Here is a 15,786-nt window from a genome sequence, read left to right as displayed (position 1 = left end):
GCAGACGATTTGCCGGCTTTGGGCTTAAAGTCATTCAATGAGAAACGCGCTTATCGGCGTGGCGTCGTTGAGCTTCTAGCGCCGGCGATTCGTGGGGTGACACCAATCGCTCGACCTAAGCTCCAGAGTCCACCTTGTGCGTGATCAGGGCGGCAAGCTTTTTGGGCGCTTGTGCGCGATAACTCTCATCGAGCCATGACTTCAGTTGTCCCATCGGTGGCAGTTCGTCCGGTGCTGGTTCGAACGTCACCCATCCGCTCTTGCCAAGGCCGTACTCCGTCGGCGACGCATAGTGGAGCTTTCTCGCCTCGTCGCCGCTGTAGGGGAGTTTGAGGGAGATGCTGAACCGTTCGCCTTCAAGGCTCAAATAAGCAAAGGTCTTGCCTTTCACCGCGAGATCGTCGTGACCAGGCCACGGACTCTTTGTCTCGGCGCCTGGATAGGTGAGGCCGAAGGCGCGCAGTTCCTTGAGAACGGCATCGGTCGAAGCGCGCGATTTCCCACTCATCAACTCTCCTCCATCGCTGTCAGCGGCTTACGGTCCGGCTTCGAGAAAAGCCCGGGCAAAACCGGGCTGCACGGCTTCTATCGTTCCATCGGGCAACTTCAAAAGCCGGTCGATTGCGATGCCGTAGAGCCGCAATCGGCGCTCGAGCAGCCGCGCTGCTTCGTCGATATTACCCTGTTCGGCCTGTAGCAGGGCGCGGTGCATCACGTCCCGAAAGGTCAGCCGGAGTTGCAGGAACATCTCGGCAAAGGCTTCCGGATCAGGCACGTCGAGAATGCCTTCCTCGCTTCCCTTCCTGAGCAGATTTGTGATTATCGGCTCGGCCAGTTCCCTGGCCGCCTGGTCGACCCGATGGAAGAGGGCAAGATTCTCGGGCCGGAACACGACGAAGAACGTTTTTCGCAATTGCGGGGCAAGCTCGATGTTCAGCCGTCGCGAGCCGGCAAAGAGTGCATTGAGCCGGCCAATCCCGTCGAGTGACGGGTCATCGAGGAGGGGTTGCAACTCGGCAAGGCTGTCACGTGCGAGACGTCTGGCGAGCGCCTCCAGCAGGGCCTCCTTCGACGCGAAATAGTGATAGAACGCACCCTTCGACAAGCCGGCCTCCCGGATGATGTCGTTCACCGTCGTGTTGTCATAGCCATGCTCGAAGAAAAGCCGCTGGGCACAGTCGAGGAGCTCGGCGGATCGTATCTCCGGCGGCTTTATCACTCGGGGCAAAATCGACCTCACAAAGTACAAGGGGCGGCGCGCGAAAATGTAGAAATTCCAATGCGCAAGCTTGGTCGGCTGGCCCGACCCGTGATGCGCGAACGGGCTGGCGAGTTGCTGTCATCGCTGGGGCTCGGCGAACATCTCGACAAGCGGCCGGACCAGCTTTCGGGAGGCCAGCGTCAGCGCGTCGCGGTGGCACGCTCGCTCGCCAACGACCCGCCGCTTATCCTGGCAGACGAGCCGACGGGGAGCCTCGACAGCAAGAGCTCGGAGCAGGTGTTCACAATCCTGCAGAATCTGGTGCGCGAACGCGGCAAGACGGTCGTGGCAGTCACGCATGACCTCGACATGGCCGCACGCATGGATCGCCGCATTCACATGGTGGACGGGAAGATCAGCTGAACCGGGCCACGGCGCGATCAGGCCACCGCCGACGTCTCGAAACTGGCCTCGAGCCAGGCTATTGCGCCCGTCACGTCGTCGAGGACATAGGTTGCGGCCGTCGGTCCGTTCGGCTTCACGCGGATGGAGATGCCGCCAATTTCATTGATCGCCTCGAAACCGTGTTCGTCCGATGTATCGTCTCCGAGGAATATCGGCCGCCGGCCAACAAAGGGCGGAATGTCCATGAAACGCCGGATGGCAGCACCTTTGACGGCTTCCAAAGGCATGAGCTCGACGCCGGCGTTTCCCGGAAGCACCCGATAACCCTTCGGAAGCCGGGCCAATGCCTGTTCGACGAGCTGGATTGCGGGTGCAAGCAGTTGCGGTGCTGCTCTTGTATGAACGGCAAGGACCGGCCCCTTGCGCTCGACATAGACCTTGCCGCTGCCCAGTTCGGCCTCGATCTCGTCCGCAAGGGCGGCGATGTCGGCCGGCGCGTCGGCGGCATCGATCGGACCGCTCGGCGTCAGCCGGTGCTCCAGCCCATACAGTCCGGCAATCCGCAGCTTCAGCGGGTGGAACAGCTTGTCCACGGCGGGAATCGATCGGCCTGTGATGAAGGCGACCGCACCATCCAGCCGCCGCTCGATGCGTTCGAGCAGATTGCGCAATTCCTCGCCGACGAACACCGCGTCGGGATGGGCAGCGTGTTCCAGCAGGGTTCCGTCGATGTCGAGAAAGAGCGCCCATTGCCCTTCCGACAGGTTCAACGCCGGTGGTTGTTCAAAGCTTTTCACGACGCTGCCTTCCGAGCCCGCTCGAACATCGAGATGACGTTGTTGGTGTTCGATGGCGGGCGCTCGCCGGTTCCGGTCACCCTGTCGAGATCGCCGCGTTTGCGCAGGCGCGCGGCGTCCAGCAGCATGCTGCCGGCCCAGCGGTAGACATTGTTGTCGCGGACCATCTCGCGCATCGGCCGCAAACGTTCGCGCTGCTCTTCCGGCGTCATCGTCAGCGCCTGCAACAGCGCCTCGCTCATCATGGCCGCATCGTAGGGGTTGACGATCAGTGCTTCCAGCAATTCGCGCGAGGCACCGGCGAAGGTGCTGAGCAAAAGCACGCCCTGTTCGTCGTCGCGCGCTGCGACGAATTCCTTGGCGACAAGGTTCATGCCGTCATGCAGACTGGTGACCATACAGATGTCGGCGGCACGATAGACCTCGTAGACCTGCTCCTGCCGATGATGTTCGGCGACCATCAGGATAGGGCTGTATGTCTCGCTGCCATAGCGCCGGTTGAGCTCCTCGGCACAGCGGCGGCATTCGTCGTGGAGTTGCTGGTAGGCGGGCAATGTCCCCCGGCTCGGCGCGGCGATCTGCAGGAAAACCACCTTGCCTATCCATTCGGGATATCTCGTGAACAATTCGTCCAAGGCATGGAAGCGATCGAGAATGCCTTTCGTGTAGTCGAGGCGCTCGACGCCAACGCATAGTTTGGTATCCGCAGACAGGCCGAATCTGTCGCGCACGCTGGCGCGGCACTCCTCCACAGACGGCAGTTTTGCCAGCAATTGGGCCGGCCATTCTATGGAAATGGGATAGGCGTGGACCAATGTGGTCTGCCCACCATAGGAGATTGCCGCGTCTGCCCGTTCGATCCGGCTCTCCAGAAAGCGGTCGACACTTTCGGTGAAGTTGTTGGCATGGAATTGGGTATGAAAGCCGATGATCGAACTGCCGAGCAGTCCTTCCAGGATCCGCTCACGCCACGGACAGATGCTGAATACTTCCGAATTAGGCCACGGGATATGCCAGAAGGTGATGACTATCGCGTCCGGCAGGCGCTGGCGGATCATGCGCGGCAGCAGCGCGAAATGATAGTCCTGCACCAGCACGATCGGCCGTTCGTTGCGGGCTTCGGCAACCACCGTATCGGCGAATTTGCGGTTGACGGCCTCGTAGGCGTCCCAGTCCGAGGCGCGAAACACGGGGCGAGTGAAGGCGATATGGCAAAGCGGCCATAGGCCCTCATTAGCGAAGCCCAGATAATAGCCCTGATATTCCTCCTCCGTCAGCCAGACCCTGCGCAGCGTGTAGGACGGATTGCCCGGTGGCACCTGCACCCGGTCGTCCTTGTCAACGGTGAGGCGGTCTGCCGTGCCGCCGCCATAGGCGATCCAGGTGCCGGCACAGGCGCGGGTGATGGGCTCGAGTGCCGAAACCAGGCCGCTGGCCGGCACCAAAAGTTGGACCCCGTCGTCCTTGATGTTGTGGATGTAGGGTTCGCGGTTGGACACCACGATGACCTGTGCGTCCGGCAGGTCGTCGGCCAGGATCTTGCGCAACGTGTCCGGCGACCACGTGACCAGTGCCGCATCGGCGGACTGGCCGTTCTTTTCGAACTCGCGCAGCACCTTGCGTGCCGCTTCCGAGGCGACATCCTCGCTCGGCGTGTATGTGGCGGCCGTTGCGCGACCGCGGCGCTGGCGGGATATCGACAGGAGAATGGCAAAAGCGGAAAAGCCAAAACTTGCAATCAGCAAAACCCAGAGCAGGTTTACAGTATAATCTGACATGGAATGTGATCTCGCCTCCGGCCGGCCGATAGCCGTTTTTTTATTTGTTTTCTGGTTCGCCGCCGTATGACAACGACAGCGTCCCCACCCCGCCCATTTTTGCAACGCACAAAGAGGCTATCGGTTCCGGACGATTGCAACGCGCGCGTCATTTTCGATGCGCCGCAGCGCGGCGGCATCAAGTGCGCACGATGAGCGGCACCATCCCCTCATACCGGTCGGCAAGAAAGGCGACGACCCGGTCGCCGACACGCTGAAATGTGAGGTCGACCACTGTCGAGCCGACACCCAGATGCCGCAATGTCAGCGTGTCGATGCCGATCGGCAGCCTTGGGCGGGTGACCCGGATTTCGCTGTTCCAGCCGTCGATTTCGAGCCCAAGGCAGGCCTGCATCAGCATGAAGGCCGATCCCGCTGACCAGGCTTGCGGCAGGCACGCGACGGGATAGGCGATGGGCGCTTCGCCCGGCGACCGGGTAAAGCCGCAGAACAGTTCCGGCAGCCGCATGTTGAAATGGACAGCCGATTCGAACGTGCCGCTCATCAGCCGAACCACGCTGTCGCGCACGCCATAACGTGCCAGGCCTGCACCGCACATGGCGGTGTCGTGCGGCCAGATCGAACCATTGTGGTAGGACATCGGATTGAAGAATATCGCATCGTCGGCCAGCGTCCTCACGCCCCAACCAGAGTGGAACGACGCGGAGAGCAGCTGATCGGCGACCATCTGCGCCCGTTCCGGCTCGGGCAGCCCGACAAAGAGAAGATGGCCGGCATTCGACGTCCGTACCTTGCAGAGCTCGCCTGCACCATCGATCGCCAGTGCATAGAAATTGAGATCGTCCATCCAGAAATGGCGTTCCACCGCGGCGCGCATGGTTTCGGCGCGTTCCTCCCAATGATCGGCCTTGTCGTCCTCGCCGCGGCGGCGGGCGAGCGCCGCCAGCCCACGGAACGCGGCAAAGACGTAGCCTTGCACCTCGACCAGGGCGATCGGCCCCTTGGGCATGCGGCCATCGGCATGGAAGACGGAATCGAAACTGTCCTTCCAGCCCTGGTTGGCAAGGCCGGTCTCGGCGCCGCGCTGGTAGGTAACGAAGCCGGTCGCGCGGCTTGTCTCCTCCGTCCATTCGGCCGCTGCACAGAGCGATGGCCACAGGCTGTCGACGAACGCCATGTCGCCGGTACGATCCGCATAGGCGCAAGCGAGATGAATATAGAGCGGCGTGGTATCGACGCCGCCGTAATAGCGGCCGAACGGGAGCTCCCGCAGTGCCGCCATCTCGCCCTTGCGGGTCTCGTGCATGATCTTGCCGGGCTGCGAATCGCTGAACGGCGACGTTTCGGTCGCCTGATGCTGGGCGAGAAAGGCGAGTACGCCGCGCGCCAGCCCAGGATTCAACCACAGCATCTGCAATGCGGAAATCACCCCGTCACGGCCAAATGCCGTCGAGAACCAGGGTATGCCGGCATAGGGGTAAGGTCCGGTTGCAAGCTCGGTGGTCAGCAGCGCCACGTCCGCGCGCGCGCGTTCGATCCAGTCGTTGAAGACGCGGCCGGAGCTGTGCACCGTCGCGCCGTGGCGGCGTTTGGCGCGCATGCCGAAGCGAGCGCGGGCGGCGGCAGCCCGAAAACGGTCGCGGTCGGGTGTCTCCGCCACTTCCGGGCCGACCTCGATATAGAGGACCTCGCTGCTGCGCTTCGTCACCGCAACCAGGAAATCCGCGCGGCTGGCGGTCAAATTGTCCGGCGCCTGCGAGAACGAGATCGCCGACAGGCGCACGAGTTGGTCCAGCCCGTCATATCGAAGCACCACGGATGTCGGACTGGTCTCGGCGGCGTGGGCTATTCCGCGCTTGAGCCGGGTCGAACCGCGCACCTCGAACATGTCGCGGAAATCTGCTGCGAAATGCAAGGAAACCCGAATGGCCGACGATTCCTGGCTGTAGTTGGAAAGGGTGATGCGCTCGAACAGCCGGTCCTGCCAAAGCAGCCTGACGCGTTCTATGTGGATCGCGCCCTGCGGAATGTCGCGACCACCGACACTCTGGATCGGCAGATTGGTCAGGTTCGAGGTGAAAAGCACATTGTCCTGGCTGAGCGAGGCGCCGAGCAACGACATTTGCCGGCCACCGACCGTCAGCCGGAATTCCGAAAGCACACGCGTGTCGTCTCGGAAAAAGCCATCGCCGGCGCCGCGGATGTCGCCATAGGCGTCGGCCACCGCGAAGCAGTCGGCTTGCTTGAGGGCGAACAGCCGGTGCGGCTCCCGGGGCGCAACCTCGTCGAGGGAGGCAAGGGCTACGGCGGGATCAAGCTTACGCTCGTCGAGTTGATTCATACGTCACAAGCTCTGTCGTTTCGTTTCCAACGTCCACAATGACGCCGATCAGGACGCTCTCGCTTCACCGGGAGTACCGATCAGGCGCGCATAGGCAGCCACATAGTCGTGGGCCATTCTCGTGGCAGAAAAACGGTTTTCGAACACGGCTCTCACCTGTTGCCTGTCGAGGCGCAGCAATTCCGGTATCGAGGCGACCGCAGCATCGACCGTATCGACAAGGAAACCGGTCACGCCGTGGTCGATGATCTCCGGCAGGGCACCGCATTTCCAGGCGATTACCGGCGTGCCACAGGCCATAGCCTCTATCGCGGCAAGACCGAACGGCTCCGGCCAATCGATCGGAAACAGCAGGCCGGCCGCCTTGCCGAGGAATTCCACTTTTCTGTCCTCTTCGATCTCGCCGATATAGTCGACACGGTCGCCGTCGATCAGCGGCTCGACCGTGTCGTGGAAAAAAGGGCGGTCGTCGTCGCCGATCTTTGCCGCAAGCTTCAGTTTCAGCCCGGAGCGCAAGGCGATCTCAATGGCACGATCCGGGCGCTTGTCGCGCGACAGCCGGCCCAGAAAGGCCAGATACGGCTCGTCCACCTCCGTCTCGAAAGTCGGCTCGTACATATTGATCGGTAGCCCGTGATGGATGGTCGCCAGCCAATTTGCCCTGGGTAGCCCCGTTCTCTGGCTGCGCGAAATCGAGATCATCGGAAAGCGCGGAAAATGTTCGTAGGCCGGGGCCAGGTCGACATAGTCGAGCCTGCCATGCGGTGTCGTCACCGTCCGGTCGGGCATGTGTTCGAAGAAAGGAAAATGCAGGAAGTGGCTGAGATGGAAATGGATGATGTCGAACTGTTGCGCACGGCTCCTCACCTCGGCGAGCATCGAGAGATGCGCCGCGGTTTCGGATTTGTGCGGGCGCGGATCGAGACGGAGCGCGCGCTCGCGACACGCCACCAATTTCGCCGATGTCTTGGTATCGCCGCTGGCGAACAGGGTCACGTCATGGCCAAGCTCGACCAATCCTTCGGTCAGATAGGAGACGATGCGCTCCGTCCCTCCATAGAACCGGGGTGGCACGGATTCATGGAGCGGCGCCACATGGGCTATTCTCATGTTTTGGCATTTCCCTCAAAAAGACTGCTCGTGGCATCGAAATGCATCAGCCGCCCTAACGTTCCCGTACAATGGCAAGATGTCACCCAATTGGGGCAAGATGTCACCCAATTGGAGCTGCCGGGCGCGTCCACCGCTGCTCGTCTCGTCCAGCAAACATTTTTCAGGCCAAGCCATGTTTTGCCGGGAACCAAAGTCGGGTTCGCGAGTTTAGTGGGGTTCGATCGCACGCATCCGGTCGACGGGGAGGAAATGATGGACCGCTTGCAATTCTTTTCGCCCGTGCGGATTTTGCGCGGACAGGGACAGCCCGTGGAGGAGATCGACAGCGTTGCCGAAGCGATGGCATTCTTGCGAAAATGGCCGGCCGGGCGGCGCGGGCCGGTTTACCAGTGCGCCGTGAATTGCTGCGCTGCGGCCATGGCCGGCCGGATGTCGGCCGAGGAAGCGAGAAAGGCTTTTGCCGGCTTCGCCCGGATCACCCGCCTGCTCGAGGGCGATCGGCCGTTGCCGATGAGCGGCGAGGATCGGCATCGCGATCACGCCTTGAGGCGATAGGCCAGCTGCCGCAGATGGTCCGAGCAAGGGCATTCAGCCTGAGCGCCTGATCGGCGACCGACTCGCTTTCGCGAACAGTCGTTTGAGCTGAGCAACGGCGCCGTTTTCGCTGATGTAATCGCGATAGGCGACGTAATCGGGGTCGCGTGACAGATGGCATTCCTCGGTGATGGCGCGGAGTGCGTAGATGGCATTGAGCGCGAGCAGGATGGCGGAGTGCCGCAGCGCTTCAGCGGGTCCTGCGGCGGTGAGGAAAGGTAGGGAGACCAGCCACCACGACAGGTTTTTCGAAACATAGGCCGGATGCTTGATCCAGCGATACGGTCCGCAGGTGATGATTCCGCGATTGGTGAGATTGGAAAATCTCAGGCCAAAGCTCACGGTGGACCAGACAAAAATCAAGATGCAGAAGAGGATCGCCGATCCCCAGAAAACCTGGAGCGCCGGTGAGGGCATCACCGCCGTCCAGTTGGCGCCCGTTTCGTAGTTCAGGTAGGCACGGGTGGCGGCGTTGATGGGTTCATAACAGGCAAGACAGACCAGCCAGCCGAATACGGTGGGCTCGACGGTGCGGATATGATTGTCGAGGACGCGCAGCGTGAAGACGTAGCCGACGACCGCGACAAGAACATCCACCATGAACAGGAGATCGATTGCAAAAGCGTGCCAGCGCATGATGTCGAATCGATACGGTTGTTCCAGCCCGGCAAGGATCGAACCCAGTGTGGAGCACAGATAGACGAACATCAGCGGCAGGAAGAAGCCTTTGACAATCCAGCCCCGCACGTGCTGGCGTATCTGCTCGGTCCTTTGCGGCACGGCGCCGCTGAGGACGAATGCACCGATTTCGGCATATGAATCTTCCGGATCGGTCTGCCGGTGGTCGACATAGGCAACATAAAACGGCGCGGCGACGAGCAGCGCCGGCAAGGTGTCGTAAAGCGCTGCCCAGTAGGGGGCGTAAAACCCACGCCGGTATTCCGGCACTATCCAGTAGACTGCAGCAATGGTCGTGAGCGTGACGATGAAGCCGATGAGCTTGCGCACGACGCGCTCGACTTCAAGCGCTCGCATCGGCTTCGCCTGCAATCCCGTCGAACGCCTCCGGAACGTCTGGAAATAGGCCGTGTCGACCGCGATCATCGCTGCCGCGGTAGCTGCAATGACAGTCATGGCCTGCAAATGCACAGGCCAGCTTCTGTTGACGAGCACTCCGACGGCCAGCGCAAGACCAAACAGTCCTGCAAGGCCGGTTAGGGGCGCGGTCGCGGATTTCGGTTGGAGCGTCAAGCTGCTACTCCCGTTGTCATGAGGGTTGATCGTCGTCGGCGGCCGCCACGGGTCACGTAGTGTGCCCACCCGCCGCCGCTGGTGCCACTTGAGCAGCGGCTACACTCCACCGCTGCCGTTGGATCCGCTGCTGCTTGTCCCGTCGTTGCCGCCGCTGGATCCGCTGCTACTGCTCGATCCGCTTGAGCCGCCGCTGCTTGTTCCGTCATTGCCGCCGCTTGAACTGCTGGTGCCACTCGAACCGCTGCTACCGCTCGAACCGCTGCTGCCGCTTGAACTGCTGGTGCCACTCGAACCGCTGCTACCGCTGGAACCGCTGCTGCCGCTCGAGCCGCTGCTGCCGCTGGATCCGCTGCTGCCGCTTGAACTGCTGCTGCCGCTGGAACCGCTGCTGCCGCTCGAGCCGCTGCTGCCGCTCGAACCGCTGCTACCGCTCGAACCGCTGCTGCCGCTCGAACTGCTGGTGCCGCTCGAACCACTGCTGCTGCTTGAGCCGCCGATGGGCCTGTTGTTGAGGTTGTGTGGGGAGCGATGGTTGTTGGCGCCCTCGTTTGTATTTTCGCAGGTGCATTTGCGCTGATATTTGGTGCCGAAAGCACTGTGTTCATTGCTTGCCTTCTTGCAGACCAACCTATGGCAAATCAAATTCGCTTCGGTTGTCTCGGGGGTAAGGCCGGTGATCACTATTGCGGTTGTCGTGGCCGCCATGGCCATGATCGAGAACCGGAGTAAATTCCGAAAATTTTGCATAGATACCTCGCTTTCTGACGCCTCGCTTCTCGGGCTCGCGCCCAAGCTTCCTGATTGTCGAGCGGGTATTTGCAACAAGGCCGCATACGGATCGCTTACGCCTCAGCGGTCGGGCTCAGGGGCGGCGAAAAAGTTGAACAAAGCGCAGACAATGCTGCCGCATTGCGGTATTTCGACCGGAAAAAGGAAGATGCACTTTGGGGGAAACGGAAAATGTCGAAACGGCTTAGACTGGTGCTGGGAACGGCCGGCGCAATTGCCGTCGCCATTGTCTGGGGGATCATCGCCACGTTAATGGGTGTGCCATCGATTCTGATCACTGTAGGAGCGGTCGCGATCGGCGCGGGCATCTACAGCTATGTCGATCGAAGCCGAAGCTGATCCGGTTATCAGGCTACGGGCATAACGCAAAAATCCCACCGTCGCAGACTGTCTGCGGCAATGCTCAGTGTACGAAAATTACCAACGACAGCGGTCTGTGGAACGAGTGGCCTGCCGAAGCTATTGTGGTGTCGGTCCGAGACACCCCCGCCTCGGGTCATTGGCTCACCCAGCCGAGTGGTCCGCTGCTACCCAATGGCAGCGGACCTTCATCCGGAGGACAGACCCGGAAGACGGATTGTGCCGAATCGAGGGAGAACGATGGTCGTTGACGAGATTGCCGCGCGGCGCCTGAAAATTCTGCTCGAGCAATACATGGAGACCAGGAAGAGGCGCCACGATGCGGTTTCCACCGCAGCGGCTGAGATCGCGATCAGGGCTGTCATGCCGAATTGCCCGGCCTCCGGAAAAGTCCTGGACGACATGATTGCGGCATGTGCGTTCGAACACGGGCTGGGGGTGCTGTTCGATCGACCTGACGCATGAAGGCCTAAACGCCATGAATCCCAACTCCAAAATCGCACGGTGCTGTCGTGCACAAATCCGACGCTGTTCCTGAGGCGCTCGCCACTAAAGCGCATCGCGTCGATCGGCCTCATGCGATGCGCTGTAAGTGCCTGTTTTTGTGCATGTCGTTGCCGCAAAACCGCTGCACAGTTTTGCGCGACATGCATTAGAGAAACCGACCGACCGGAGCAGCCATGCCGAGATATTTTTTCCATTTCCGAAACAATGAGGGCCGCTTGACGGAAGATTTCGAGGGTCAGGAGTTGGACGGTTTGTCCGCGGCTCAGGATAACGCAATGGCCTCGGCCAAGGAAATCCTGGCCGAGGGCCTGCTCAGCGGCAGCCCGGTCCTGACAGGTCTTTCCTTCGAAATCTGCGACGAGAACCGGAAGCTGCTTTTCCGATTTCCATTCTCGGAAGCTGCCGAAAAGGCCGGCACTCGGCCGTGATTGGCCAAAAGCCCCGCGATGCGGGCGAGCTTTGATCGAGCCCGGCTGAAAAACCGCATGTCGCGGCAAGACGGTCGTTAGTGCAAATCAGCACCGTAGCCAAATTAGTAGCATAGCTGCCGGCACAAAGCAAGAACAAATATGGCTTGCCTTGCCTACGGGGCATTACTTATGTCCCTGCGTGTGCCGGCCCGGGCTATCGTGCGTTTCAGGAACTCGAGGGCAGGCACGGGTAGGGGGCGCCAAGCGACGTTGCCATTTCCAACCAGTATGTCGATTTGTCGGGCCGGGTATTCGTCAACTTACCGAAACGTCTTCGCAGGATGCTGTGATCAGGAGTTCCTTTCTCCCGCGGTTGCGTTTACAGGACGCTCAGGACAGTGTCGTTTGCGCGCCAGCTACTAGACCGAGTTAGGCCGGGCGCACAGTCCCCTCCGTCAAGGAAACCAGTCCGGCGCCGTTTTTGGAGAACAATGATTTGTGGTGGTCAAATAAGCAAAAGAGATTCAAGGGAACGTGGGACGACCGACTGGACGGCCTATTCTCAGCAGAGGTCGACTACGCCGGGAAATCCATTCTCGATGTTGGCTGCAACATGGGTATTGTCGCCTATGAGATATCCAAGCTAGGACCGAGTTCGATCCATGGGATCGACATTCTCAAGCCGCATATCGAGACGGCCAGGATGATCTTCCTGGGTTGTCCGGTCCAAAGCCAGTTCGATTGTCTCGATCTTGGCAGCCGGAAGCTGCAAAATGTTCTCAAACCGCAGTACGACATCGTCATGCTGCTGGCGGTCTACCATCACATGCAGTGGAGCCTCGGCGCGGATAAGGCGCGACGCGTGCTGTGCGATATCGCCGGGCGTGCTCAAACGATCGTTGCCCGCGTCCCTCCTGGCAAGGATAAGGAGATGATCGCGGTGCTTTCGGATGTGGGCTTTTCAATCAAAAGCAATCACACATCGCCTCTTGGAAGCCATCTCATGGTCCTCGCGAAACACTGACCGGGCATAGCGCGGCCGACGGCGAATGGCGCAAGAGCCGCGTGGCTGGGATCCGCTATGCTCGGACGCGAGGAACCGACAGTCATAAGCCGATGACGTGCAAGGATCCGGTTCGGCATTGACTGCGGTCGGGAACGAAGCCACAGACAGGTGATCGAAACCGTCTCGTGCTTCAAGACAACACGAAGACCGGACGGGATCGCAACGGGCGGCGACAAGATGATTGCAAAGAAACGAGTGTCAACGGTCCCGGCATATCCGCTGATCAAGCGTCTGATTGGCGAAAATCTGCCGCCGCACAAGATGCTGTATGTGACAGGTTTGCTGTGCTCGATCGCTGCTGCTGCCGCGGTCGGCGCGACGGCCTGGATCATGAAAGTCATGATCAACACCATCTATGTCGAGCGAGATGCTGCCGCTGTATCGGGTATCAGCGTCGTCATCATCGGCATTTTCCTGGTCAAGGGCATAGCTGCCTACTGCCAGACCGTCACAACGGGAAAGATTCGCCGGGCTATCGTTTCGGACCTGCAAAACCGGCAATTTTCTCGAATGGTGCGTTTCGACATCAGCCGTTTCGCGAACCAGCATCCGGCAAAATTCATCTCCAAAATCATGTTCAACGCGCGCGCCGGGGCGACCGTTATTCTCACCCTCACGAGCAGCGCCGTCTCTGATCTGCTGACCCTGATTGCCTTGGCCAGCGTCATGGTCAAGCAGGACCCGGTGATGTCGCTGATATCCGTGGCGGTTCTGCCGATGCTGTTCCTGTCAGTCGGCGCGATAACAAGGAAGCTCAAGGCGCTGGCGAGGGGCGAGACGGAATTGGCCGCGCAGGTCCAGTCGATCGGCACGGAAGCCGTCGAAGGCATCCGCACCATCAAGTCCTTCCAGCTCGAGGACAAGGCCGTCGCCAGCTTTGCAAAGGCCGTCCGCAAGATGGAAAGACGTGGCATCCAGATCAACCGGACGTCAGCATTGATGAGCCCATTGATGGAGACCGGCGGCGGCGTGATCATCGGGCTTTTCGTTATGTACGCCAGCTGGCAGACCCTCGGCAACGGCAAGACGCCCGGCGAATTCATGGCCTTCATTACCGCGTTCCTGCTTGCCTATGAGCCTGCCAAGCGGTTGGCCCGGGTCAATGTCGACATTCAGAAGCAAATGGTCGCCGTCGAGCAGATGTATGACTTGATCGACACGCCCGAGCAGCGGCGACTCGCGATTGCGGGCGAGCGTCTGACCGACGTCGATGGTGGTATCCGCTTTGAAGATGTGGCCTTTTCCTATGACGGCAACAGCCCCGCGCTCGAGGGTGTTTCCTTCGATGTGCGACCTCGTGAGAAGCTGGCGATCGTCGGCCGCTCCGGCGCCGGCAAGACCACCATCGTCAATCTGATCCTGCGTCTGATGGAGCCGGACAAGGGCAGGATCCTGATCGACGGAAAGGACATTTCGAAGATCAGCCTGGCCGACGTCCGCGATAACATCGCACTTGTGTCACAGGACGTCTTCCTGTTTGAAGGCTCGATCCGCGACAACATTCGCGACGGCCGCCCGAATGCCACGGATCAGGAAATCGAGTCCGCTGCGAATCTCGCCCGGGTCACCAGCTTTGCTTCGGCGCTCGAAAACGGGCTCGACACGCTTGTCGGGCCAAGCGGCACCAACCTGTCCGGCGGGCAGAAACAACGCGTTGCCATCGCACGCGCCCTGCTCAAGAATGCTGCGGTAATCGTCTATGATGAAGCGACATCGGCGCTTGACGGTGAAAACGAACGGGCAGTCATGGAGGCAGCCTTCGACAACACATTTCAGCGCACAGTGATCTGCATTGCGCACAGGCTGTCTACAATCAAGGCGGCCGATCGTATTCTCGTGTTTGACGCCGGACAGCTTGTCGATGCTGGAACGCATGACCAGCTTTCCAAGCACAGCGAGATATATCGTTCGATATTCCACCTGGAGACGGCCGATCCGATGGTCGAAAGCGGCAAAAAGCTGCGGCAGAGCGTATTGCGCTGAAGGCCGATGACCAGCTTTTATCACGGTTCCTATGTCCGGTATGTGATTGGTGGACTGGGCCTTCAGGTGCGCCGGTACAAAAAGGCGGTGCGCGGGTTGTTTTCCGGTCGCAAGCAGCCTCGTTCCATTCTTGAGTTGCAGGCCAAGGTTGCGGCCCTGATTGTGCGCAGGGACTGGAAAGGCCTTGAAGCCGGTACCAATGAGATGGCTGTCACGGCCGATCATAATCGCGACCCCGAGCTGATGCAGAAGGCGGGCCAGGCGTTCGAACGCCTTGGCAACTTTGCGCGGGCAGCTGAGCTTCGGCTTTCCGCTCGCCGGCTGCGGAAAGGGGAAGGCGCCAACGAGTGGACCGGCGAGAATCTCGGATCGGATACACTGCTGATCGATCTTGTGGAGGATGACCCGCGCAGCCTTGGCCGGGTTATCCGCCACGCGCGACTGGCCGGCGCTGCCGCTGCCTATGCGCAAAGCGCAACAATCCGGGTCGAGCCGCGCCTGGTATCAATTCTGCAGCGAACGTTCCCGAAGGCGACCGTGGTCCCGGCGCAGCGGGATGTGGTCGGCGACAAACACGCGACTTTCGAAGATCTCGCCTGGGTGTTCGGACGCGATGCCGAAAAACTTGCTGCCGACTTCGTGCCGCTGCGGGCAGATCCTGAACTCGTCGAGACATTCCGCAAGCGCTATCGCTCGATGACGGATCTGCCGCTGGTCGGTCTCTCCTGGGGCAGCAAGTCCCATGCCAAGGACGTGCCTGATTTTTCTGAATGGGCACGGTTCATCGCCCAGACACAAGCGACATTCGTTTCGCTCCAGTACGGACAGATCAAGCCGGCGTTGCGGCGCCTTCGCAACGGCAACGACGCGCGTCTGATCTTTGACAATAGCGTCGACCAGATGGTCGACATGGACCGTTTCGCCGCACAGGTCGCTGCACTCGATGCTGTCGTGACGATCAGCAATACGGCGGCCCATCTTGCGGGAGCCCTTGGCGTGCCGACTGTTTTCCTCATCGACGACAATTTTCAGACGGCATGGCCAGTGACCGGCGACCGGACACCCTGGTATCCGAAGGGCATTGTCATTCGCAAGGAGGGGCGCCCTTGGTCGCTGGTGCTCGACGAGGCTGGCCGGCGGCTCTCGTCGATCCTGACGACGCTTTCCGACGCTCCCCGGGGACGATAG

At 60.6% G+C, this 15,786-nt stretch carries 15 protein-coding genes and 1 pseudogene; 9 read left to right on the top strand and 7 right to left on the bottom strand.

Annotated elements, in window-relative coordinates:
* Nucleotides 1-115: 115 nt before the first annotated feature.
* Nucleotides 116-508: an MmcQ/YjbR family DNA-binding protein gene (locus tag NKH99_RS12010; RefSeq protein WP_353014169.1), complete on the bottom strand. Its 393-nt coding sequence runs from the start codon at nt 506-508 to the stop codon at nt 116-118.
* 27 nt (nt 509-535) lie between these two features.
* Nucleotides 536-1,228 carry a TetR/AcrR family transcriptional regulator gene (locus NKH99_RS12005; protein ID WP_353014167.1) on the bottom strand — a complete coding sequence of 231 codons (693 nt, stop codon included), beginning with the start codon at nt 1,226-1,228 and terminating at the stop codon, nt 536-538.
* 27 nt (nt 1,229-1,255) lie between these two features.
* Between NKH99_RS12005 and NKH99_RS12000 the strand changes: the two are divergent.
* Nucleotides 1,256-1,624 (top strand): annotated as a pseudogene (locus NKH99_RS12000) (ABC transporter ATP-binding protein); the annotation flags it as partial.
* A gap of 17 nt (nt 1,625-1,641) precedes the next feature.
* Here NKH99_RS12000 and otsB read toward each other — a convergent pair.
* The 4 genes from otsB to NKH99_RS11980 all read right to left on the bottom strand — a co-directional run bounded on the left by otsB (nt 1,642) and on the right by NKH99_RS11980 (nt 7,632).
* Nucleotides 1,642-2,403, bottom strand: coding sequence for a trehalose-phosphatase (otsB, locus tag NKH99_RS11995; protein WP_031211298.1), 762 nt, complete (start codon nt 2,401-2,403; stop codon nt 1,642-1,644).
* Nucleotides 2,400-4,181: an alpha,alpha-trehalose-phosphate synthase (UDP-forming) gene (locus NKH99_RS11990; RefSeq protein ID WP_353014163.1), complete on the bottom strand. Its 1,782-nt coding sequence runs from the start codon at nt 4,179-4,181 to the stop codon at nt 2,400-2,402. The genes otsB and NKH99_RS11990 overlap by 4 nt, the downstream gene beginning before the upstream one ends.
* A gap of 178 nt (nt 4,182-4,359) precedes the next feature.
* Nucleotides 4,360-6,522 (bottom strand): amylo-alpha-1,6-glucosidase, encoded by a 2,163-nt coding sequence (locus NKH99_RS11985; protein WP_352540550.1) that lies wholly within the window; start codon nt 6,520-6,522, stop codon nt 4,360-4,362.
* 48 nt (nt 6,523-6,570) lie between these two features.
* Complete coding sequence (locus NKH99_RS11980; protein WP_353014161.1) at nt 6,571-7,632, bottom strand: glycosyltransferase family 4 protein; 1,062 nt, start codon at nt 7,630-7,632, stop codon at nt 6,571-6,573.
* Here NKH99_RS11980 and NKH99_RS32725 point away from each other — a divergent pair.
* On the top strand, nt 7,618-8,190 hold the full coding sequence (locus tag NKH99_RS32725; protein WP_502900031.1) for a DUF982 domain-containing protein: 573 nt from the start codon (nt 7,618-7,620) through the stop codon (nt 8,188-8,190). The genes NKH99_RS11980 and NKH99_RS32725 overlap by 15 nt on opposite strands.
* Nucleotides 8,191-8,223: 33 nt before the next feature.
* On the opposite strand, the gene NKH99_RS11970 is transcribed toward NKH99_RS32725, so the two are convergent.
* On the bottom strand, nt 8,224-9,480 hold the full coding sequence (locus NKH99_RS11970; protein ID WP_353014159.1) for a methyltransferase family protein: 1,257 nt from the start codon (nt 9,478-9,480) through the stop codon (nt 8,224-8,226).
* A gap of 88 nt (nt 9,481-9,568) precedes the next feature.
* Here NKH99_RS11970 and NKH99_RS11965 point away from each other — a divergent pair, with 88 nt between their 5' ends.
* The 7 genes from NKH99_RS11965 to NKH99_RS11935 all read left to right on the top strand — a co-directional run bounded on the left by NKH99_RS11965 (nt 9,569) and on the right by NKH99_RS11935 (nt 15,786).
* Nucleotides 9,569-10,060, top strand: a complete 492-nt coding sequence (locus tag NKH99_RS11965; RefSeq protein WP_353014157.1) for a hypothetical protein — start codon at nt 9,569-9,571, stop codon at nt 10,058-10,060.
* Nucleotides 10,061-10,443: 383 nt separating this feature from the next.
* Entirely contained in the window at nt 10,444-10,611 is a 168-nt protein-coding gene (locus tag NKH99_RS11960; RefSeq protein WP_352540545.1) for a hypothetical protein, read from the top strand.
* A 195-nt stretch (nt 10,612-10,806) separates the two neighbouring features.
* Nucleotides 10,807-11,097, top strand: a complete 291-nt coding sequence (locus NKH99_RS11955; protein ID WP_353014155.1) for a hypothetical protein — start codon at nt 10,807-10,809, stop codon at nt 11,095-11,097.
* Between the two features lie 215 nt (nt 11,098-11,312).
* A complete protein-coding gene (locus NKH99_RS32720) occupies nt 11,313-11,567 on the top strand; it encodes a DUF6894 family protein (protein WP_352977186.1) in 255 nt (84 codons plus the stop codon).
* Nucleotides 11,568-12,030: 463 nt separating this feature from the next.
* The gene (locus NKH99_RS11945) at nt 12,031-12,573 is read left to right on the top strand and encodes a class I SAM-dependent methyltransferase (RefSeq protein ID WP_352502411.1); all 543 of its coding nucleotides are present in this window, start codon (nt 12,031-12,033) and stop codon (nt 12,571-12,573) included.
* A 312-nt stretch (nt 12,574-12,885) separates the two neighbouring features.
* Nucleotides 12,886-14,598: an ABC transporter ATP-binding protein gene (locus NKH99_RS11940; RefSeq protein ID WP_353014153.1), complete on the top strand. Its 1,713-nt coding sequence runs from the start codon at nt 12,886-12,888 to the stop codon at nt 14,596-14,598.
* Between the two features lie 6 nt (nt 14,599-14,604).
* The gene (locus NKH99_RS11935) at nt 14,605-15,786 is read left to right on the top strand and encodes a glycosyltransferase family 9 protein (protein ID WP_353014151.1); all 1,182 of its coding nucleotides are present in this window, start codon (nt 14,605-14,607) and stop codon (nt 15,784-15,786) included.

This window comes from Mesorhizobium sp. M0854, assembly GCF_040319815.1.
Taxonomy (GTDB): domain Bacteria; phylum Pseudomonadota; class Alphaproteobacteria; order Rhizobiales; family Rhizobiaceae; genus Mesorhizobium.
The sequence above is the reverse complement of the archived record's forward strand: the minus strand, read 5'-3'. Positions and strand labels throughout refer to the sequence as shown.

Coding starts and splice junctions, on each gene's coding strand:
- NKH99_RS11985 (WP_352540550.1), bottom strand. CDS start 6,522: ATGAATCAACTCGACGAGCGTAAGCTTGATCCCGCCGTAGCCCTTGCC.
- NKH99_RS32725 (WP_502900031.1), top strand. CDS start 7,618: ATGGGCTATTCTCATGTTTTGGCATTTCCCTCAAAAAGACTGCTCGTG.
- NKH99_RS11935 (WP_353014151.1), top strand. CDS start 14,605: ATGACCAGCTTTTATCACGGTTCCTATGTCCGGTATGTGATTGGTGGA.
- NKH99_RS11990 (WP_353014163.1), bottom strand. CDS start 4,181: ATGTCAGATTATACTGTAAACCTGCTCTGGGTTTTGCTGATTGCAAGT.
- NKH99_RS11980 (WP_353014161.1), bottom strand. CDS start 7,632: ATGAGAATAGCCCATGTGGCGCCGCTCCATGAATCCGTGCCACCCCGG.
- NKH99_RS11955 (WP_353014155.1), top strand. CDS start 10,807: ATGGCAGCGGACCTTCATCCGGAGGACAGACCCGGAAGACGGATTGTG.
- NKH99_RS12010 (WP_353014169.1), bottom strand. CDS start 508: ATGAGTGGGAAATCGCGCGCTTCGACCGATGCCGTTCTCAAGGAACTG.
- NKH99_RS11960 (WP_352540545.1), top strand. CDS start 10,444: ATGTCGAAACGGCTTAGACTGGTGCTGGGAACGGCCGGCGCAATTGCC.
- NKH99_RS32720 (WP_352977186.1), top strand. CDS start 11,313: ATGCCGAGATATTTTTTCCATTTCCGAAACAATGAGGGCCGCTTGACG.